Below are 19,129 nucleotides of genomic sequence, written 5' to 3'. Positions count from 1 at the left end.
GGAAGTGCTGAAGCTGGCAAAACAGGCCAAGTAGGAGGCAGGGTGGGCCTCTAGCCTTTGAGGCCCGCCCTGTTTGACCTGTCGGTGCTTGCGCGGAGGATTGCGGATGCTCCGCCGAGCACAGCGATGCTGCCGACAGCGAGCCCGGCATAGAGATAAGTGTTGGCAAAGCCGAATGCCGCGATCATCGGCTGGCTGGCGAAGGGCGAGATGAAATGCCCGGCGAAGATGCTGGCGGTCATGCCGCCTGCAACACGTCCGCGCACTTCGGGCGCCGCGGCCGCCATTGCCGCAGCCGCGATGTTGGGCATCATGATGCCGAGGCCCAGGCCGACCACCGCGGCGGCCAGCAGGACCATGACCAGCGCGTTCGCCAGTCCCAGCAGGATGTAGCCTGTCGCCATCAAACCAAAGGCGAGGCCGAACACGCCGATTACGCCAAGGCTGGCGCGAAGGCGCGCATAGGCCAGTGCGGCAACCGCGCCGATCAGGCTGCTGAGCCCGATCGCAAGGCCAGCCAGCGTCGGCGAACCGATGCCCATGGCATTGAGATGGAACGGCAATTGGGTCGGCAGCAGGTAAAATGCGACGCTGTTGAGCATGGCCGCGATGTAAACGGTGAAGACTGCAAGCCATGCCGTGCCCGCCGAGGCTCGGGTGGAAATGGTCGACGACGGCAAGCGGCTGCGGACCGGCTCGTCGATGAAGGCGATGACTGCCGGGATCAGCAGCAGCGACAGGCCGTAGACGGCGAAGGGCGCACGCCAGTGCAGTTCTGCGAGCATGCCGCCTCCGGTCAGGAAGATCAGCCCGCCGAAGCCGACGAATGCCGACTGATACCCCATGAAGCGATCACGCGCCGGTCCGCTGAAATAGTCGCCGACAAGCGCTGTTGCCGTCGTCATGATGCCGGCAACAGCAATGCCGAGCAGCGCGCGTCCGACGAGAAGTGTGGGCAGGCTCTCCGCCAAAAGCCCCGACATACCGCCCAGCCCATAGAGCAGCGCTGCAACGATCAACAGCGGCCGGCGGCCGAAGCGGTCGGCCAGCCCGCCGGCGAATGAGGCGCAGATGACAATGGACAGCGCTGGCAGCGTCAGCACGAGCCTTGTCAGAATTTCGACGTCTGGACTGCCGGCGAAATGGCTTTCGATCGCCGGCAGCGACGGCGAAATCGTTGCGCCCGACATGATCGTCAGCGTGCTGATCAGAAGCAATGTTACGTTGCGGCCGGCAAGCCGGTCGGGTGCAGCAGCCGCTTCCGCGACACGAACCTGTTGCAGCGCGTTCATGCGGCCACCTCCAGATATGGCGTGTTGGCGCGTGCCTCGCGCAGATTGATCGCCCACCATTGCAGGCGAGCAAGCAGCGCCGACATCGCCTTGCGCGAGGCGTGCGGGTCCATCAGCGTGCCGTTGCGATCGAACTTGCTCCAGGCGCTGGCGAAACTGACCGTGTCGCGGATTGCCACGACATGCAGTTCGGCAAACACCAGGCGCAACTGTTCGATCGCCCGCAACCCGCCCGAAATGCCGCCATAGGAGACGAATGCCAGCGGCTTGGCCTGCCACTGGATGCTGTGCGCGTCGATAAGCGCCTTGAGGTCGGCGGTGTAGCCGTGATTGTACTCCGGCGTCACCACCATGAAGGCGTCGGCGTCGCCGAGGCGGCGGGCCACCTCAGCGCGATTTCTGCCGAGGTCGCGCGGATCGACAAGCTCGATCGTGAATTGCTGGTGACCCGCAACCTCGGCAGTGACCCAGTTGACGACGGTATCGCAGAATCGGCCCTCGCGGGCGCTGCCATAGATGATGGCGAGCTTGATTTTCGGGGGCATGTTCGGGTAGCTCCATATTGTTTTTCGTGTCGGAGCCGCTTCTGTAAAACCTCAACTAATATTTAGGTCAAGCGGAAATTCGCACGCAGTGAAATTGTCCGTCGACACTGCCGCCGGTGATCGTTTGCAGGGGCTTAGGTTGCCACAACCATCGCCATGGGCTGGACCTCGCTTCGTCTGAGTTGATGCGGTAGCGAATTGGACCGCTTCAAGTCGTTTTGAGCATATCCAGTCGCCCCGACGTCATCGATACTGAGGCCATGACAGACCCGGCAGTCCCGCTTTCCAACGCCAATGCGCTGCAGGTTTCGCGGCGGGACGAGCGTTTGGGCATAGCCCTGGTGTTCCTGTCGGCGTTGATGTGGAGCCTCGGCGGCGCCATCGGGCGCTTCATCGAGATCGACGACATCTGGACCGTGGTGTTCTGGCGCTCGTTCTGGGCCGCCGCTTTCCTTCTGGCCTTCATGGCCTGGCGCGACGGCCTGCGCGGAACGCTGCAGCTGTTCGGTGGCATGGGCTTGCCCGGGCTGCTGGTTGCCATCTGCTTTGCCACCGCCTCGACGTCATTCGTTATTGCCCTTGCCTACACCACCGTTGCCAACGTGCTGCTGATGCAGGCCGGCGTGCCTCTGCTGGCGGCGCTCTTTGCTTGGGTGCTTTTTCGCGAGCGGGTGGCGCTGGCGACATGGGTGGCGATCCTGGCGGTGATACTGGGGGTGGCGATCATGGTCTCCGAGTCGCTCACCGGCCAGGTTTCGCCTGTCGGCGACGGCCTCGCCTTGCTGATTGCGGTGGTGTTTTCGATCGCCACCGTCATCACCCGCCGGTTCTCGCATGTGCGCATGACGCCGGCCACATGCCTGGGCACCATGATCGCAGCAGCCTTTGCCGCCTCGCAGGCCTCTGCCTTTGCCGTCACGCCACGCGAAATGGGGTTCCTGTTTGCCTTCGGCGTCGTCAATCTCGGGCTGGGCCTCGCCTTCTTTGCGACCGGGGCAAGATTGATCCCGGCCGCCGTTGCCGCCCTGATCGGCACGTTCGAGCCGATGCTGGGGCCGATCTGGGTCTGGCTCGTTCATTCCGAAGTGCCGTCGCTTCGCACCATTGCCGGAGGTGCTGTTATTTTCGTTGCTTTGCTTGTGCATCTGGGGCTCGAATTCAGGCGCCAGGCGCAACCGCAAAGACCCGGCGTCACCGGCATGCCGATGCCGGATTGAGCAATCCACTGTTTACCATTGACAATACTACCGTCCGGCGGGCAGGCTGACCCCGAGGGTAACAAAAATACAGGCGTATCTTGCCAGGTTCCACTGCCGGGGCTTCGGTGTCCGCAGATGTAAATCGCCGTAACGTTTGCGCCGAGCCGCGAGCTGGCGGGAGCGCGCTACCTTCAACACTCGATTTTTGTACAGGACCAGGATGCGCCGGGACGGGTGCGTCCGCAAAAGGAGACTGCCATGAACCGTAGAGCGCTTTGGCTGACCGCCGCGTCAGCCCTTATCGCCGTGTTTACAATCCCCGCCGGCGCCCAGGAGCGGGTCGTCAACGTCTATAACTGGTCCGATTACATCGACTCGACGATCATCGAAGACTTCACCAAGGAGACCGGCATCAAGGTCGTCTATGACGTCTACGATTCGAATGAGATTCTTGAAACCAAGCTGCTCGCCGGTGGCAGCGGCTACGACGTCGTGGTGCCGACGGCCAGCCCCTTCCTGGCGCGCCAGATCCAGGCCGGTGTCTACCAGAAGCTCGACAAGTCCAAGCTGCCCAACCTGGTGAACGTCTGGGACGTGGTCAGCTCGCGTACCGCCGCCTACGATCCGGGCAACGAATACTCGGTCAACTACATGTGGGGCACGGTGGGCATCGGCTATAACCAGAAGAAGATCAAGGAAGCGCTCGGCATCGACAAGATCGACAGCTGGGACGTGGTCTTCAAGCCGGAACAACTGGCCAAGCTGGCCGATTGCGGCGTGTACGTGCTGGATTCGCCAACCGACATCTTCCCGACCACGCTGAATTATCTCGGGCTCAAGCCGCAGTCGACCGAACTCGGCGACCTGTCCAAGGCGGAAGAGACCTTGCTCGCGGTGCGGCCGTCGATCCGCAAGTTCCATTCGTCGGAATACATCAACGCGCTCGCCAATGGCGACATCTGCCTGGCCGTCGGCTGGTCGGGTGACGTCTTCCAGGCGCGCGACCGCGCCGCGGAGGCGGATCAGGGCGTCGTCGTCGACTACGTCATCCCCAAGGAAGGTGCCGAGATGTGGTTCGACCAGATGGCGATCCCGGCCGATGCCCAGCATGTCGCCGAGGCGCACGAGTTCATCAACTACATGCTGAAGCCGGAAGTCGCGGCCAAGGCCTCGAACTACATCTTCTACGCCAACGGCAACAAGGCATCGCAGCAGTTCATCGACAAGGAGATCACCAGCGATACGGCGATCTATCCTGACGAAGCGACGCTCGCCAAGCTCTTCACCGTGCCGCCTTACGATCCCAAGACCCAGCGCGCGGTGACCCGCAGCTGGACCAAGATCGTCACCGGACAATAATTCAGCCATACGAGCCCGGCGCCATCGGCGCCGGGTTTCGCATCAGGGGCAGGTGGGAGAGGGAAATGAAATCGCTCGGCAATATCCGCAGGGAGTTTGCTCCCTGGAACAAGCCAGACGCCAAGCCCTACATTCAATTCAAGGACGTCACCAAGAGGTTCGGCGACTTCACCGCCGTCAACAACCTGTCTCTGTCGATCTACGAGCGCGAGTTCTTCGCGCTGCTTGGCGCCTCGGGCTGCGGAAAGTCGACGCTGCTGCGCATGCTGGCCGGCTTCGAAGAACCGACCTCCGGCCAGATCATGCTCGATGGTCAGGACCTGCGCGGCATCCCGCCCTACCGGCGGCCGGTCAATATGATGTTCCAGTCCTACGCGCTGTTCCCGCACATGACGGTCGAGCAGAACATCGCCTTCGGCCTCAAGCAGGACGGCATGCCCAAAGCCGATATCGACACCCGCGTTGCCGAGATGCTCAAGCTGGTCAAGCTCAGCCAGTTCGCCAAACGCAAGCCGCACCAGCTTTCGGGTGGCCAGCGCCAGCGCGTCGCACTGGCCCGCGCAGTGGCCAAGCGGCCCAAGGTGCTTTTGCTCGATGAACCGCTCGGCGCGCTCGACAAGAAGCTGCGTGAGGAAACCCAGTTCGAACTGATGGACCTGCAGCAGACGCTGGGCCTGACCTTCGTCGTCGTCACCCACGACCAGGAAGAGGCCATGACGATGGCCGACCGCATCGCCATTCTCGACAAGGGCGAAGTGATGCAGGTGGCGACACCGGCCGAGGTCTATGAAGCGCCGGGCTCGCGCTTCGTCGCCGACTTCGTCGGCAACATCAACATGTTCGAAGGCAAGGTCGCCGACCGCGACGGCGCGGGCGCGACAATCGCCAGCGCCAATGGTGTCACCATCCGCACGGCCAATGCCGGTGACGCTGCCGCCGGCAGCGAGGTCGCCTTCGCCATCCGGCCCGAAAAGATCAAGGTCTCGTCGAAGAAGCCGGAAACCGGCGACAATGTCATGGAAGGCGAAATCTATGACATCGCCTATCTTGGCGACATGACCATCTTCCACGTCCAACTCGGCAACGGCCAGGTGGTCAAGGCGAGCTCGCTCAACGCGACGCGCGCCACCGAGGACCCGCTGAGCTGGGACGACAAGGCCTGGATCTCATTCCGAAACGACGCCGGCGTCGTTCTGACGCGATAGGTGGGGAGATGAAACACCCGCTCTCCGCCATCACCGACCGCCTCGTCATCCTCATCCCCTATCTCTGGCTGCTGTTCTTCTTCCTCATTCCGTTCTTCATCGTCTTCAAGATCTCGCTGTCGACGACGGCAATCGCCATGCCGCCCTATACGCCCGTGCTCGGGCTTTCGGACGGCATGTCCGGCCTGATGTCGCAGATTGGCGAGTTCAGCTTCGACAACTACCTCTGGCTGACGCAGGACGCGCTCTACTTCAACGCCTATGTCTCAAGCGTCATCATCGCCGGGATTTCGACGTTTCTCGCGCTGCTTGTCGGCTATCCCATCGCTTATGGCATGGCGCGCGCGCCGGCGACCATCCGTCCGACCTTGCTGATGCTGGTGATCCTGCCGTTCTGGACCAGCTTCCTGATCCGGGTCTACGCCTGGATCGGCATCCTCAAGCCCGAGGGCCTGCTCAACCAGCTGCTGCTTGCCACCGGCGTCATCGACCAGCCGCTGGTGATACTCAACACGCACACGGCGATCTTCATCGGCATCGTCTATTCCTACCTGCCGTTCATGATCCTGCCGCTCTATTCGGCGCTGGAGAAGATGGACTATTCGCTGATCGAGGCGGCGCAGGACCTCGGCTGCCCGCCAGCTACCGCTTTCTGGAAGATCACCTTCCCGCTGTCGCTGCCTGGCGTCATCGCCGGTTGCCTGCTGGTGTTCATCCCGGCTGTCGGCGAGTTCGTCATCCCCGACCTTCTCGGCGGTTCGCAGACGCTGATGATCGGCAAGACGCTGTGGAACGAGTTCTTCGCCAACCGCGACTGGCCGGTTTCCTCTGCGGTGGCGGTGATCCTGCTTCTGCTGCTGGTCGTACCCATCATGTTCTTCCAGCAGGCGCAGGCACGCGCCCAGGAACAGGGGCGCTGAGATGAACTCGAGCTGGAGCCGCTTCAACATCACGGCCATCGTGCTGGGCTTTGCCTTCCTCTATCTGCCCATCGTGCTGCTGGTCGTCTTTTCCTTCAACGAATCGAAGCTCGTCACCGTCTGGGGCGGCTTCTCGACCAAATGGTATGTCTCGCTCTTCCACAATCAGGGTCTGATGGACGCGGCCTGGGTGACCATCCGCGTCGGCCTGATCTCGGCAACGATGGCGACCATTCTCGGCACGCTCGCCGCATTGGCGCTGACCCGCTATACGCGCTTCAGGGGCAGGGTGCTGTTTTCGGGCATGGTGTTCGCGCCGCTGGTCATGCCGGAGGTCATCACCGGCCTGTCGCTGCTACTATTGTTCGTCGCCGTGGGCCTGGATCGCGGCTTCTTCACGCTCACGCTTGCCCACATCACCTTCTCGATGTGCTTCGTCGCTGTCGTGGTGCAGTCGCGGCTTGTCACCTTCGATCGCTCGCTCGAGGAAGCGGCGATGGATCTCGGCGCGCCGCCTGTCAAAACCTTCTTCCAGATCACCTTGCCGGTCATCCTGCCGGCGATCATTTCCGGCTGGATGCTGGCCTTCACGCTGTCGATCGACGACCTGGTGATTTCGAGCTTCACCTCGGGGCCGGGCGCTACCACCTTGCCGATGAAGATCTACAGCCAGGTGCGCCTCGGCGTGACGCCCGAGATCAACGCCGCCTGTACAATCCTGATCGCCATCGTCGCCTGCGGTGTCATTGCCGCCTCGCTGGTCAACAAGCGGCGCGAGGTCCAGCGCCTGCGTGACGAACAGGCAGCGCAGCGAGGGTGAACTGGCGTTCTGGTCCGTTGCCGGCAACGGCGGCGATCAGCTATGCCGAGCATAAGGAAAGGACCCTGGATCGGCCGAAAAGGCCAGAGTTTCCAAGGGTATGCCACTGGATAAGCAAAAGTCGCCATGATAGCGTCGTGGCGATAGTTTCAAGGAGTAGGGTTGATGACGCGTTTTCTAGCCACAGCTGCAGCTTTGTCTTTCGTCGCATTGGCCGCTACGGCCTGTAACACCCCGCAGGAACGCGCCGTTGGCGGCGGTGCCGTAGGTGCCGTGGGCGGTGCCCTCGTTGGCCAGGCCATCGGCGGCAACACCGGCGCCACGGTTGCGGGCGCTGTCATCGGCGGCCTCGCCGGCGCGATGATCGGCGCCGGAACGGCGCCCGGCGAATGCCGCTACCACCAGTACGACAATCGTGGCCGGCCGATGTACGACCGCTACGGCAAGCCGGTGACCTATCTGGCGCCCTGCCAGTAAGTACCTCAAGTTTCGTCCCGTCAGGGTCAACAAAGACGGCGCGCTTCATCCGAAGCGCGCCGTCTTGCGGTTTCTACTTATGCCGTGGGTTCTGTTCGCACCGCTAGCTACGGTCCAGGTTGCGCAGGTAGTTGGCAACAGCCTTGGCTGTTGCGTCCGCCGCGACCCTGGAAACCTGTGATAGACCCATGTGGTCGCTGGCACTCGACAGCAGATAGTCCTCACCCCCAACCTTCCCCACGGACCAGTCGTTCCTAAGCCCGGGCGCTGCCTCGATCAGGTAGCTGTCTCGTCGGCGAAGGGTTCGTCGCCGGCCAGTCTGCGCCGGGTGCCAGCAGGCCTACGGGGTCCCCAGGCCGACCAGCCGATGTCGCGCAGTTTGAAAGATCCAGGAATTTCGTATCAAGCGTGGCCGGTTGCCAGCGTTCGGGTTCGAGGTCAGCCGCAAAACGCGCGGACGATCTTGCCGGTCACCGGATCGGTTTCGACGGTGACGCGCTCCTGGCGGAAATCCATCGTCGCCGGGTCGCCGGGCTTGTGCTGGCGAACGATCGTCGCACCGGTGAGACGCTTCACCTCGTCGTCGGCGAGCCGGTCCTTGCCGGCAAGTGATTCTGCAGCAGTGCGATTGCAGGTTCCCGATGTCGGCTGTCCCGCCGCAGGCCCTTTCTGGCATCCGGCGAGGATGATGATCGTCGTGGCAATGCCGGCTGCAACGCGCAGGTCGATCATGGGCAAGGTCCTTTGATTCGCGATTTCAGCAGACGATCGGGCCGGAATTCGGCTGCACCATCCGCAAGGCCGTGCAGTCTGTGATCGATACTTGATGCTGTTTTAGGGGAGAAGTTGGTACGGTTGGGTGGGCTCGAACCACCGACCTCCGGATCCACAATCCGGCGCTCTAACCAACTGAGCTACAACCGCGTACCTGTTGGTGCGGCGTCAATACGGACTCTTCGGACGCATTTCAAGAGCTTTGCGCATATTCCACTGCGGCGATTTGCGCTGGCTGTGGGAAGTCCTTGAATTCAGGCCATCCGTGGCCGTCGAAAAAAGAAAAAGGCCGGCGGGAGGAGGTGCCGGCCTTTTCCTTTATGTGACCAGCGGGAGGAGGTGCTGGCCGCTTCGCCCGGCAGGCAGAGGGAGGAGGAACCGCCCGCCGGGTATCTTGTTCAGGCGCTGTTACAGCGCCGCGCGTACTCTTCGACGCGCAAAGGACGCTGTAACACTTTTGAATTGGTGCATGATCCTTTCCGAAAATCGAAGTCGATTTTCGGGGTCATGCACTAAGCAGCCTTGAGGTCTTTCAGCGCCTTTTCGAAGGCGGTCTTGACCGGCTTCGAAACGTCTTCGGCGGCCTTCGAGGCAACGGCCTGGAATTCCTTGGCCTGCTCTACGGTCTGCTCGACGCGGCTGCGCAGGTAGGAGGTCTGCAGCTCGACGATCTCGGAGAGCGTCTTGGCGCCGGCGAGAGCTTCGAGGTGCGAGAAACCGGCCTCGGCATTGGTGCGGAGCGCGGCGATCGCCTTGAGCGACAGCTCGTTGGTCACGCTGCGGGCGGTCTCGTAGCTGGTCTCGATGGTCTTCTGGGCTTCTTCGGCACCGGTCTTGAGCTTGGTGTAGGCTTCCTTGGACTGCTCGACGCCCTTTTCGGCGATGACGCGGAACTGGTCGGTGGCCTTGGAAACGTCGAAGCTCGGCATTTCAATGTTGTCTGCGAATTCTGCGGTCTTGGTCTTGGACATTGTCTCACCCTGTGGACTGGACGGGGTGGTGTCACCCGTCTCGTTTATTCGCATGTCTCATATAGGGCATTCGATTGTGCATTGCAATATCTATGTTGCAGTGCACCATTTTCAGGCTGGCGCGGGTTAACCACGTGACGAGAATAATCTCGCTCTATGACAGCTGTTTGCTAGACCTTGGCGATGACGGCTTTTATTAACAAAGCGTTAATTGTGAGAATGCGCGCCTTGCGGGACATGTGAATGCCGTCAGCAGCTTATTCCTTTATCGACGTCGCAGTCGTTGATCGTGTCAGGCAGCGTTTCGCTGCCGGGGACGCTATCGTCGTGCTGTCGGTCGATCTCGAGGACGTGCTCTGGGCCAATGGTCCCGGCGCTGTCGTGCTCGGCTATGACGACATCGACGCGGTGATCGGCGCGCCGGCGCGCCTCGGGCCGATTGCCCGCCGCCAGATCGCTGCGACGTCGGGCTTTCCCGAAATCGGTCGCGACCGCTCCATCATGGTGCGCGTGGCATCGGGGCTGACGAGCAACGCCGTTGCCTTTGTCGCCAGTTCGGTCCGGTTGCCGGACGGCGCGCCCGCGATCATGCTCGCCGTGCCCGCCGGCGCCCGTGGGGCTAGGGACATCGCTGCCAACGCCATCAGCGGATTCACCGAGCAAGGGCATTTCCTGGCCTTTCTCGACGCCCATGGCGAGGTCGAGGCCGCAACCGAAGGCTTTGCCAGGCTCGGCATCGCGCCTTCGACACTGGCCGGGCTGGTATCGGCAGTTGGCCGCGAGCGCGACCGCATCATCAAGCGGGCGATCCCCGCGACCGGCGGTTATCTGCCCGCCGGCCTGGCGCGGCTTACCGACGAGCCGGCACGCCACCTGCTGGTTGTTGTCGACGAACGCCTTGAAGCAATGGAAGATGCGGCGGCTGGCGAGGGACTGGACGTCGCCATCGCCAGCACCGATGCATTGAAGGGTGAGCCGAAAGGCAGCCAGACGACTGCATCAGCAACGGCGCCATCTCAGGACCATGCCGAGCACGACCATTGGTATTTCAGCCCCGAGGAGCGCGAAAGCCGGGCCGGCGCCACCGTTCGGGCGGCGATGGCCGACAGGGCTGTTGTGGGGCCTGTCGATGCTGAGTTTGAAGCGGTAGCCGAAAAGCCTACCATGGTTGATGTTGACGCGCCGGTCTCCGAGGCGGAGGCGGTTGTCCAGCCGGTTACGCCGCCAGAGCAGGTCGCACAGACGACATCCTCGCCAGAGTCGGTTGCCAAATCGGCTGACGTTCTGCAGGCTTCGGAAAAGGCTGCTGTGGCAACTGAAGCACCTGTGGCCGCAAAGCCCGCGCCGTCGCAGCCAGCGCCATCAAGGCCGGCACCGGACCGTTCGACTGCACCTGTCCGCTTTGTCTGGCGCACCGACGCAGAAGGCCGTTTCAGCGCCATTTCGCCTGAATTCGCGGCCGTTGTCGGCGACCATGCGGCGGACGTCGTCGGCCGCCGTTTTCAGGATGTCTCGACCACCTTCGAGCTCGACCCGTCAGGTGAGATCGCAGGTCTTTTGCAACGCCGTGACACGTGGTCCGGCCGCTCGGTGCTCTGGCCGGTTGCCGGCACCGACAGGCGTATCCCGGTCGACCTTGCCGCATTGCCGGTCTATGGCCGCGACCGCAGCTTCGAAGGTTTTCGCGGCTTTGGCGTAGCACGACCCGGCGAGGCCGTCGTCGACCACGAGCGCATCGGGCTGGCGCTGGTTCCCAACGGCAAGCATCCGGAACATGTCGGGCAGCAGGCTGGCGTGGGCGAGGACCGGTCCGCTGCAGCACCGGTTGCCGTCGAACCAACAACTGCAGAACCCGTTGCGGTCGAACCGACCGCTTCAGGGCTCCCAGGTGGTGAACCAGCCGTGACGGCGCCAGAAGCTGGAGACGCTGAGATCGAGCTTGCAGAACCTCGTCCTGTCGAGCCCAGCCGTGCTGCAGAACCAAGCAACATAGACGACCCCTTTGCGGGCGAAGTGCCGGCCCTGGAGATCGATCGCAGGCATGATCGGCGCTATTCCGACAAGGTGATCCGCCTGGCCGAGCATCGGCTGACAGCGAACGAGGAGCCTGCCAACGGCAAGGGCCTTTCCAGCACCGAGCGCAGCGCCTTCCGCGAGATCGGCGAAAAGCTCAAGCGGGCACACGAGATCGTCGCGGCAAGGCAGCAGGCCGCAGCCGGCGAGACAGTCGAGGCCTCGGCAGCGGAGAAGCCCATTTCGGAAAATAACGGTGAGGCCGCCTCGGCCGAGATCGCCGCCTATGCGGAAGCGGCGGCTGCGGAAACGGCCGAGCATGAGCCGACAGCAGCAGAGGCCCCCGAGTCCGCGCGTACAGCCGGAGAGCCGGAGCCGCTCGGGGCGAAAGTTGCCGAGGAACCGGCGACGAGGGACGTGGCCCTACCGACTCCCTTCGAGAGCGCGGAAATCGTGTCGCTTTCGTCAGTGCGGCCTGTCGAGCCCGTCGTCGAGCAGATCGAGATCGAACGCGAGCAGCCGGAAAAGCCGCCACTACGTGCCGAAGACGTCATTCCGTCCTTCGCCGCCGGACGCGATACGCATGTCGATGCGCCTATCCTGGAACAGCTGCCGGTGCCGGTGCTGATCCATGCCGGCGACGTGCTGCATTACGCCAATGCCGAGTTCCTCGACCTGACCGGCTACGGCTCGGTCGACGATCTGGCGCGGGCAGGCGGCCTCGATGCCCTGTTCGCCGAGAGCTATGGTGACGAGCCCGGTTCCGACCACGATCTCAGATTGAAGACCCGCGACGGCGAGGAGTTCCCCATCGAGGCGGTGCTGCGCTCGGTGCCTTGGCAGGACGGCAAGGCGCTGATGCTGGTCGTCCGACGCATCAGCGCTGACGATGATGTCGAAGGTGCCGTCGAGCAGGTGGCCGAACTCGAAGAGCGCCTCGCCGAAATGCGCACGATCATCGACACCGCCACAGATGGCGTCGTGCTGATCGACCGCGACGGCGCTATCCGTTCGATCAGCCGTCCGGCCGAGGCCCTGTTCGGTTTCGACAGCGACGAGGTCACCGGCAAGCCGTTCTATTCGCTGTTCGCCATCGAGAGCCAGCGCGCCGCGCGCGACTATCTCGTCGGGCTTTCCGAACATGGCGTCGCCAGCGTGCTCAATGATGGCCGTGAGGTCATCGGCCGTGAATCGCAGGGCCGCTTCATTCCACTGTTCATGACCATCGGCCGCTTGCCCAACGACAGCGGCTTCTGTGCCGTGGTCCGCGACATCACCCAGTGGAAGCGTGCCGAGGAAGAGCTGACCCAGGCGCGCGCCGTGGCCGAGCGGTCGTCGTCGCAGAAGACCGATTTCCTCGCCCGCATCAGCCACGAGATCCGCACACCGCTCAACGCCATCATTGGTTTTTCCGAACTGATGGTCGACGAAAAGTTCGGCCCGGTCGCCAACGACCGCTACCGCGACTACCTGCGCGACATCAACCGCTCCGGCAACCACGTGCTGTCGCTCGTCAACGACCTGCTCGACATTTCCAAGATAGAGGCCGGCCAGCAGGAGATGGACTACGAGGCGGTGTCGCTCAACGACACGCTGGCCGAGACTGTCGCGATGATGCAGCCGCAGGCCAATCGCGAGCGCGTCATCATTCGCTCGAGCTTTGCCTCGCGCTTGCCGGAGATCGTCGCCGACCGGCGCTCGATCCGCCAGATCGCGCTCAACGTCCTGTCCAATGCCGTGCGCTACACCCAGGCCGGTGGTCAGGTCATCGTCTCAACCTCTTACGAGAGTTCGGGCGATATCGTCATGCGAGTGCGCGATACCGGCATCGGCATGAGCCAGGCCGAGATCGAGCAGGCGCTGAAGCCGTTCAAGCAGATCAATTCGCTGAAGCGCTCGCGTGGCGACGGAACCGGTCTCGGACTGCCGCTGACCAAGGCCATGGTCGAAGCCAATCGTGCCCGCTTTGCCATCGCATCGACACCCGGTGAGGGTACGCTTTTCGAGGTGACTTTCCCTTCGACGCGCGTCCTTGCCGAGTAGTTGGTTGTTAGCGAGGTGCGGCATTTTCGCACATTTTCGTGAACAAGCCATGCGACTGTTAGAAATTGTCGAACAAGCCATTGAATCCGGTGCAAAATGCTCCAGTTTAGAAGCTTTCTAAACTATTGATATGGCTGACCTTTAAACTTGACCGCAAGAGTCACGATGACCATAGGGGAGACAGTCTCGAATTCGAGGCTGCCACGTGTTCCCTGAGGGAATTTGCCCCCTTTGGCCAGGAGAGAGAAATGAAGATTGGAAACGCCAGGTCGGCCATTGCAGGCGGTGCGCTTGCCATTGCCGCACTCTTCACCACCTCGGCGCTCGCCGATGGCGTCGTGAACATCTACACCTATCGCCAGCCCGATCTGATCAAGCCCGTTCTCGAAGCCTTCACGGCCGAGACCGGCATCAAGACTGAAGTGCTGTTCCTCGACAAGGGTCTTGAGGAGCGCGTTCTGGCCGAGGGCGCCAATTCGCCCGCCGACGTCATCATGACCGTCGACATCGCCCGCCTAACCTCGGCCAAGGAAAAGGGCGTTACCCAGCCGCTGGTCGACGAGGAAATCAACAAGCTGTTGCCGGTCGAGTATCGCGATCCGGAAGGTAACTGGTTTGGCGTCACCAAGCGCGCCCGCGTGATCTATGCCTCGAAAGAGCGCGTCAAGGACACGGCGATCACCTATGCCGAGCTCGCCGATCCCAAGTGGAAGGGCAAGATCTGCATGCGCTCGGGCCAGCACGACTACAACCTCGCGCTGTTCTCGGCTGCCATAGCTCACTGGGGTCCGGAAAAGACCGAAGAGTGGATGAAGGGCCTCAAGGCCAACCTCGCCAAGAAGCCTGACGGCGGCGACCGTCCGCAGGCCGGCGCCATTGCAGCCGGTGAGTGCGACATCGCCATCGGCAACACCTACTATGTCGGTCTGATGCGCAACAACGAGAAGGACCCGAAGGAAAAGGAATGGGGCAACGCCATCAACGTGCTGTTCCCAACCTTCGAGAACGGCCTGACCCACGTCAATATTTCGGGTGCAGCACTCGCCAAGAACGCGCCGAACCGTGACAACGCCGTCAAGCTGATCCGCTTCCTGGCCAGCCACAAGGCGCAGCAGGTCTACGCCGAGAAGAACTACGAATATCCGGTCGAGCCGGGCCTGGAGCCGTCCGAGACGGTCAAGGCGTTCGGCGAGCTGAAGGCGGACACGCTGCCGCTGGTCGACATCGCCAAGGGCCGCAAGGCAGCGTCAGAGATGGTCGACCGCGTCGGTCTCGACGACGGCCCGAGCAGCTGATAGTCGGGTACATGAACTGAGGAAGAGCCGGGCCGGGCGATCGGTCCGGCTTTTCTGCATTGGCGCATCGGCCCGAGAATCGGCATCGATCTTCGGACAGCATGATGCGTAGGCACAAAGGACGGGAAAGTGCCCTTGCCGACGACAGGCGGAGCAGGTTCGGGGATTGCAGACGTGGCGTCAGCCGCGAACGCCCGCGCCTTGCCCGTCAGGCGCCTGCGCCATCCGCTGATCGGCACGCTCGCGCTCGCCGTCGGCATCGTCGTCATCCTGCCGGTGCTGTCGCTGGCCTTTGTGGCACTCTCCGGCACCGGCGAGGACTGGCCACATCTGATTACCAACGTACTGCCTGGCGCCACGCGCACGACGCTGGCGCTGCTGGCCATGGTCGCGGCGCTCACATCGATTGCCGGCGTCGCCTGCGCCTGGGCGGTTGTCGCGTATGATTTCCCCTTCCGCCGCATCCTGTCCTGGGCGCTGGTGCTGCCGCTTGCCGTGCCGCCTTATCTCGCGGCTTATGCCTTTGGCGAGTTCTTCCATTACCAGGGGCCGGTGCAGAGCCTGGTTCGCGCAATTTTCGGTTTCCAGACGATCCGCGATTACTGGTTTCCCGACATCCGCTCGACCTGGGGCACGGCCTTCGTGCTCGCCTCGGTGCTCTATCCCTACGTCTATCTCACCACCCGCATCGTCTTCCTGATGCAGGGCCGCAACATCGCCGACGTCGCGCGTACGCTCGGCGCGTCGCCGGCGCGCGTGTTCTGGCGCGTGCTTCTGCCCGTGGCGCGGCCGGCCATCGTTGCCGGTGTTGCCCTGGTGCTGATGGAGACGATCAACGACATCGGCGCCGCCGAGTATTTCGGCGTCCGCACGCTGACGGTCGCCGTCTACACCACATGGCTCAACCGCGGCAGCCTCGAAGGCGGCGCGCAGATCGCTATCCTGATGCTGGTGCTTGTCCTGCTTCTGCTCGTCGCCGAGCAATGGGCGCGCCGACGCCAGCGCTTTCATTCCGGGCGCGGCACACATCTCAAGGTCCACCCGCCGCGCACCGCGCTCAAGGGATGGAGGCGCTTTGCCCTGCCTGCCGCCGTGTCGCTGCCGATATTCAGCGGCTTCGGCGTGCCGATCACCATCTTCGGCCAATATGCATCACGCCGGCTCGAGCAGTTCGTCTCGCCCGATGTGGCCAGCGCATTCCTCAACAGCCTGATGACGGCGTCGCTGACCGCCACCTTCACCGTCGTCATTGCGCTGTTCCTGCTCAATGCCCAGCGCCTGTCGAAAGGTCGCGCCATGGCTGCCACTGTGCGGCTTGCCTCGGTCGGCTATGCGCTTCCCGGCGGCATCCTTGGTCTGGGCCTGCTGTTCGTTTTGGCGCGCTTCGACAATTCGCTCGATGCCTTCGCGCGCGCCTGGCTCGGCTTCTCGACCGGGCTGCTGCTCACCGGTTCGGCCGCTGCGGTGATCATCGCCTGCACCATCCGCTTCGTCGCCCTTGCGGAGGGTGCGGTACGCTCCGGCATGGAAAAGCTGCCCGGCAGCCTCGACGAAGCCGCGCGCAGTCTCGGCAAGACGCCGGCGCAGAGTGCCACCAGCGTGCTGTTGCCATTGCTCAAGCCGGCGATCCTGACGGCTGCTGTCCTCGTCTTCGTCGATACCGTCAAGGAATTGTCGGCAACCATCCTGCTCAGGCCCTTCGGCTTCAGCACGCTTGCGACGCATGTCTATGAAAACGCCTCGCGCGGTGTGCCGGAAGAGGGCGCAGTGTCCGCAATCGTCATCATCATCACCGCCATGGTGCCGGTGGTGCTGCTTTCGGGTGCACTGGTGCGCGACGCAGAGGCGTCACTCTAAGTTCTTTTTAGACCAGGCTAAAGAAAAAGGCGCCACTCGGGCGCCCTTAAGGTAGATGCTGTTTCAACGGGGACTTGAGCTGAACTGGCTATCCTCAGAGATGAGGAAAGGGATTTCTCCCTCAAGTTGATAACGACTATCAGGGTCGAACCTTAACAGCACCTTACTCCAGTGATGAAAAATTTACGAAAGTGTACCACTCCTGAAGTCTAGGTAAATTTGGCGGTTACGTTTCGTTAAGCATGCCGCGTCTCAGCTCCTGAGCTGCGCGATGTCGCTGTAGAGATCGAGCGCTTCGGGATTGGCCAGCGCTTCCTTGTTCTTGACGGCGCGACCATGGACGATATCGCGCACGGCAAGCTCTGTGATCTTGCCCGACTTGGTGCGCGGGATGTCTGTGACGGCGACGATCTTCGCCGGTACGTGGCGCGGGCTTGCGCCTGCGCGGATTTTTGTCCGGATGCGCTTTTCCAGGCTATCGTCGAGAATGACGCCAGGCGCGAGGCGCACGAAGAGCACGACGCGCACGTCGCCATCCCAGTCCTGGCCGATGCAGATCGCTTCCGCGATCTCCGGCATCTGCTCGACCTGGTTGTAGATCTCGGCGGTGCCGATGCGCACCCCGCCCGGGTTCAGCGTCGCATCCGAGCGGCCATGAATGATCATGCCGCCATGGGCTGTCCATTCGGCGAAGTCGCCATGGCACCAGACATTGTCGAAGCGCTCGAAATAGGCGGCGTGATACTTCTTGCCGTCGGCATCGTTCCAGAAGCCGATCGGCATTGCCGGGAACGCCTTGGCGCAGACCAGTTCGCCCTTCTCCTGGCGTACCGGCTTGCCGTCATCGTTCCAGACATCGACGGCGAGGCCGAGGCCGGCGCCCTGGATCTCACCGGTCCAGACGGGTTCGGTCGGCACGCCGAGCACGAAGCACGAGACGATGTCGGTGCCGCCCGAGATCGAGGCGAGGTGGATGTCCTTCTTGATGCCGTCATAGACGAAGTCAAAGCCCTCCGGCGACAGCGGCGAGCCGGTCGACGAGATGGTCCGCACGCTGCCGAGGTCATGGCTGTCGATGGGCCTGAGACCGGCCTTGCGCACGGAATCGATGAACTTCGCCGACGTGCCGAAATAGGTCATCTTCTCGGCATCGGCGAAGTCGAACAGCACGTTGCCGTCGGGATGGAATGGCGAGCCGTCATAGAGCAACAGCGTCGTCTCCGAGGCCAGCCCGGAGACCAGCCAGTTCCACATCATCCAGCCGCAGGTGGTGAAGTAGAAGAAGCGATCGCCCGGCTCGAGCCCGGCATGCAGGCGCTGCTCCTTGAGATGCTGGATCAGCGTGCCGCCGGCGGAATGCACGATGCACTTGGGAATGCCGGTCGTGCCCGACGAAAACAGGATGTAGAGCGGATGCGAAAAGGGCAGGGGCTCGAACGTCGCCGCCTTGGCGGCGAAAGGCGCCAGCGCGTCGTCGAGCGCCTCAGCCTTGCCGATGGTCGCGGCGACATCCCCAGCGGTGCCGAGATAATCGGCGACCAGCACCTTGGCCACGCTGCCGAGCTTGTCGGCGACGGCCGCTATCTTCGACCCGACCTCGATATGCTTGCCGCCATACCAGTAGCCGTCGGGTGCTATGAACAGTTTTGGTTCGATCTGGCCGAAGCGGTCGAGCACGCCCTGTTCACCGAAATCGGGCGAGCATGACGACCATACGGCGCCCAGCGAGGCCGTTGCCAGCATTGCGGCCACCGTCTCCGGCATGTTTGGCATCATCGCAGCGATGCGGTCGCCCCTGGTCACGCCTAGCGAGACGAACAGTTGCTGCAGCCTCGACACCAGCGCCGACAGTTCGTCCCAGGTGAGCCGGCGCTCGACCTTGTCCTCGCCGCGGAAGACGATGGCCTCGCCGCTGCCCGAACCGCGCAACAGGTTCTGCGCGAAGTTCAGGCTGGCATCGGGGAAGAACTGTGCTCCCGGCATGCTGTCGCCATCAACGAGCACACGGCTGCCCTTGTCCCCGATGACACCGCAGAAGTCCCAGACAAGATCCCAGAACGCCTCGCGCTCGCTGATCGACCAGGCATGCAGCTCGGCATAGTTGGTGAATGACTGGCCGGCGCGCTCGCCTGCCGCAGCCATGAACGCCGTAAGGGGCGCTTGCGCCACCTGCGTTGACGAGGGCGTCCAAAGCGGCTTTTCGACAGTCATCGGCATCTCTCCCAGAACGCGCATGGTTATGCATGTCGCACTGCAGCAGATCAAGGAAATGTCGATTAGCGCCATTGCGCTGTGCGCAAACGTCATCGCATGGCCACAAAGACTTGAAATGCCGCGTTACTCGGTTACACCCGTTAGC

The 19,129-nt window shown here is 62.8% G+C and carries 14 protein-coding genes and 1 tRNA gene; 9 read left to right on the top strand and 6 right to left on the bottom strand.

Annotated elements, in window-relative coordinates; translation table 11 throughout:
- Positions 1-50: 50 nt before the first annotated feature.
- Together DY201_RS23075 and DY201_RS23070 are read right to left on the bottom strand one after the other, a co-directional pair.
- A complete protein-coding gene (locus DY201_RS23075; RefSeq protein ID WP_115733242.1) occupies positions 51-1,292 on the bottom strand; it encodes an MFS transporter in 1,242 nt (413 codons plus the stop codon).
- Positions 1,289-1,837 carry an NADPH-dependent FMN reductase gene (locus DY201_RS23070; protein ID WP_115733241.1) on the bottom strand — a complete coding sequence of 183 codons (549 nt, stop codon included), beginning with the start codon at positions 1,835-1,837 and terminating at the stop codon, positions 1,289-1,291. Before DY201_RS23070 ends, DY201_RS23075 begins: the two co-directional genes overlap by 4 nt.
- A 260-nt stretch (positions 1,838-2,097) precedes the next feature.
- Between DY201_RS23070 and DY201_RS23065 the strand changes: the two genes are divergently transcribed.
- The 6 genes from DY201_RS23065 (at position 2,098) to DY201_RS23040 (ending at position 7,817) form a co-directional block, all read left to right on the top strand.
- Positions 2,098-3,054 (top strand): DMT family transporter, encoded by a 957-nt coding sequence (locus tag DY201_RS23065; RefSeq protein WP_115733240.1) that lies wholly within the window; start codon positions 2,098-2,100, stop codon positions 3,052-3,054.
- A 240-nt stretch (positions 3,055-3,294) separates the two neighbouring features.
- A complete protein-coding gene (locus DY201_RS23060) occupies positions 3,295-4,395 on the top strand; it encodes a polyamine ABC transporter substrate-binding protein (RefSeq protein ID WP_115733949.1) in 1,101 nt (366 codons plus the stop codon).
- Between the two features lie 65 nt (positions 4,396-4,460).
- Positions 4,461-5,600: an ABC transporter ATP-binding protein gene (locus tag DY201_RS23055; protein WP_115733239.1), complete on the top strand. Its 1,140-nt coding sequence runs from the start codon at positions 4,461-4,463 to the stop codon at positions 5,598-5,600.
- Positions 5,601-5,608: 8 nt separating this feature from the next.
- The gene (locus tag DY201_RS23050; RefSeq protein WP_115733238.1) at positions 5,609-6,520 is read left to right on the top strand and encodes an ABC transporter permease subunit; all 912 of its coding nucleotides are present in this window, start codon (positions 5,609-5,611) and stop codon (positions 6,518-6,520) included.
- Between the two features lies 1 nt (position 6,521).
- Complete coding sequence (locus DY201_RS23045; RefSeq protein ID WP_115733237.1) at positions 6,522-7,340, top strand: ABC transporter permease; 819 nt, start codon at positions 6,522-6,524, stop codon at positions 7,338-7,340.
- Positions 7,341-7,505: 165 nt separating this feature from the next.
- A complete protein-coding gene (locus tag DY201_RS23040) occupies positions 7,506-7,817 on the top strand; it encodes a hypothetical protein (RefSeq protein ID WP_067965203.1) in 312 nt (103 codons plus the stop codon).
- A gap of 438 nt (positions 7,818-8,255) precedes the next feature.
- On the opposite strand, the gene DY201_RS23035 is transcribed toward DY201_RS23040, so the two are convergent.
- From DY201_RS23035 to DY201_RS23025, 3 genes are all read right to left on the bottom strand, one after another.
- On the bottom strand, positions 8,256-8,549 hold the full coding sequence (locus DY201_RS23035; protein ID WP_115733236.1) for an I78 family peptidase inhibitor: 294 nt from the start codon (positions 8,547-8,549) through the stop codon (positions 8,256-8,258).
- Between the two features lie 115 nt (positions 8,550-8,664).
- A tRNA-His gene (locus tag DY201_RS23030) sits at positions 8,665-8,741 on the bottom strand.
- Positions 8,742-9,103: 362 nt separating this feature from the next.
- Positions 9,104-9,562: a phasin gene (locus tag DY201_RS23025; protein ID WP_115733235.1), complete on the bottom strand. Its 459-nt coding sequence runs from the start codon at positions 9,560-9,562 to the stop codon at positions 9,104-9,106.
- Between the two features lie 243 nt (positions 9,563-9,805).
- On the opposite strand from DY201_RS23025, the gene DY201_RS23020 reads away from it, so the two are divergent.
- From DY201_RS23020 to DY201_RS23010, 3 genes are all read left to right on the top strand, one after another.
- On the top strand, positions 9,806-13,618 hold the full coding sequence (locus tag DY201_RS23020; RefSeq protein WP_115733234.1) for a PAS domain S-box protein: 3,813 nt from the start codon (positions 9,806-9,808) through the stop codon (positions 13,616-13,618).
- Between the two features lie 248 nt (positions 13,619-13,866).
- Entirely contained in the window at positions 13,867-14,913 is a 1,047-nt protein-coding gene (locus DY201_RS23015) for a Fe(3+) ABC transporter substrate-binding protein (protein WP_115733233.1), read from the top strand.
- A gap of 384 nt (positions 14,914-15,297) precedes the next feature.
- Positions 15,298-16,770 carry an ABC transporter permease gene (locus DY201_RS23010; protein WP_245432150.1) on the top strand — a complete coding sequence of 491 codons (1,473 nt, stop codon included), beginning with the start codon at positions 15,298-15,300 and terminating at the stop codon, positions 16,768-16,770.
- A 252-nt stretch (positions 16,771-17,022) separates the two neighbouring features.
- On the opposite strand, the gene DY201_RS23005 is transcribed toward DY201_RS23010, so the two are convergent.
- Positions 17,023-18,981: an acetoacetate--CoA ligase gene (locus tag DY201_RS23005; RefSeq protein WP_115733948.1), complete on the bottom strand. Its 1,959-nt coding sequence runs from the start codon at positions 18,979-18,981 to the stop codon at positions 17,023-17,025.
- Positions 18,982-19,129: the final 148 nt, after the last annotated feature.

The organism is Aminobacter aminovorans (assembly GCF_900445235.1).
Taxonomy (GTDB): Bacteria; Pseudomonadota; Alphaproteobacteria; order Rhizobiales; family Rhizobiaceae; genus Aminobacter; species Aminobacter aminovorans.
The sequence above is the reverse complement of the archived record's forward strand: the minus strand, read 5'-3'. Positions and strand labels throughout refer to the sequence as shown.

What these genes read in the sequence shown, in the direction of transcription:
- DY201_RS23015 (WP_115733233.1), top strand. Translation starts at nt 13,867, where the DNA reads ATGAAGATTGGAAACGCCAGGTCGGCCATTGCAGGCGGTGCGCTTGCC.
- DY201_RS23020 (WP_115733234.1), top strand. Translation starts at nt 9,806, where the DNA reads ATGCCGTCAGCAGCTTATTCCTTTATCGACGTCGCAGTCGTTGATCGT.
- DY201_RS23075 (WP_115733242.1), bottom strand. Translation starts at nt 1,292, where the DNA reads ATGAACGCGCTGCAACAGGTTCGTGTCGCGGAAGCGGCTGCTGCACCC.
- DY201_RS23070 (WP_115733241.1), bottom strand. Translation starts at nt 1,837, where the DNA reads ATGCCCCCGAAAATCAAGCTCGCCATCATCTATGGCAGCGCCCGCGAG.
- DY201_RS23060 (WP_115733949.1), top strand. Translation starts at nt 3,295, where the DNA reads ATGAACCGTAGAGCGCTTTGGCTGACCGCCGCGTCAGCCCTTATCGCC.
- DY201_RS23055 (WP_115733239.1), top strand. Translation starts at nt 4,461, where the DNA reads ATGAAATCGCTCGGCAATATCCGCAGGGAGTTTGCTCCCTGGAACAAG.
- DY201_RS23045 (WP_115733237.1), top strand. Translation starts at nt 6,522, where the DNA reads ATGAACTCGAGCTGGAGCCGCTTCAACATCACGGCCATCGTGCTGGGC.
- DY201_RS23035 (WP_115733236.1), bottom strand. Translation starts at nt 8,549, where the DNA reads ATGATCGACCTGCGCGTTGCAGCCGGCATTGCCACGACGATCATCATC.
- DY201_RS23025 (WP_115733235.1), bottom strand. Translation starts at nt 9,562, where the DNA reads ATGTCCAAGACCAAGACCGCAGAATTCGCAGACAACATTGAAATGCCG.
- DY201_RS23040 (WP_067965203.1), top strand. Translation starts at nt 7,506, where the DNA reads ATGACGCGTTTTCTAGCCACAGCTGCAGCTTTGTCTTTCGTCGCATTG.
- DY201_RS23050 (WP_115733238.1), top strand. Translation starts at nt 5,609, where the DNA reads ATGAAACACCCGCTCTCCGCCATCACCGACCGCCTCGTCATCCTCATC.
- DY201_RS23065 (WP_115733240.1), top strand. Translation starts at nt 2,098, where the DNA reads ATGACAGACCCGGCAGTCCCGCTTTCCAACGCCAATGCGCTGCAGGTT.
- DY201_RS23005 (WP_115733948.1), bottom strand. Translation starts at nt 18,981, where the DNA reads ATGACTGTCGAAAAGCCGCTTTGGACGCCCTCGTCAACGCAGGTGGCG.
- DY201_RS23010 (WP_245432150.1), top strand. Translation starts at nt 15,298, where the DNA reads ATGGTCGCGGCGCTCACATCGATTGCCGGCGTCGCCTGCGCCTGGGCG.